This is a genomic window from Shewanella sp. SM32 (assembly GCF_025654235.1).
Classification (GTDB): domain Bacteria; phylum Pseudomonadota; class Gammaproteobacteria; order Enterobacterales; family Shewanellaceae; genus Shewanella; species Shewanella oncorhynchi.
In genome coordinates, this window is sequence record NZ_JAKKRO010000191.1 from 1 (window position 1) to 507 (window position 507).

At 42.6% G+C, this 507-nt stretch carries 1 pseudogene; it reads right to left on the reverse strand.

What is annotated here, in order from left to right:
- Positions 1-507 (reverse strand): annotated as a pseudogene (locus tag L5M10_RS24135) (IS3-like element ISSba5 family transposase); the annotation flags it as partial.

Sequence of the window (507 nt, forward strand, 5' to 3'; positions counted from 1 at the left end):
TTGATCTGGTTGAGTTACTGCAAACTGTCGATTTAGCGTATTGGGGATTGCAACATGCTCTTGTGTCGCTTTCCTATAAGAATGCTTAGGCTGCTGACAGCTTAATAACCCAAGCTTTTTCATTAGATTACGGGCTCGATAACGACTGAGACCAATCCCTTTGTTAGTCACTAATTGCGCTATCGTTCGCGCACCGGCAGAGCCATGACTAATACGATGTGCGGCCTTCACTTCACTGCATAAAATAGTCAAGTCTGCATCAATATGTTCTTTTCTTTTTAGCCAATACTTATAGCTACTTCGATGCACTTTGAATGCATTACAAATTGTGAGAATAGAGTGGCTCTGCTTGAGTGCGCTGATTAGCGTAAATTGTTCATCGAGTCTGACATCAAGAGAGCGGTAGCCTTTTTTAGGATAAGATTGTGCTCCTCAAGACGAGCTATTTGCTTCTTCAGCTCACGGATTTCAATTTGTTCAGGGGTAATCGGAGATGCTTTTGGTGTG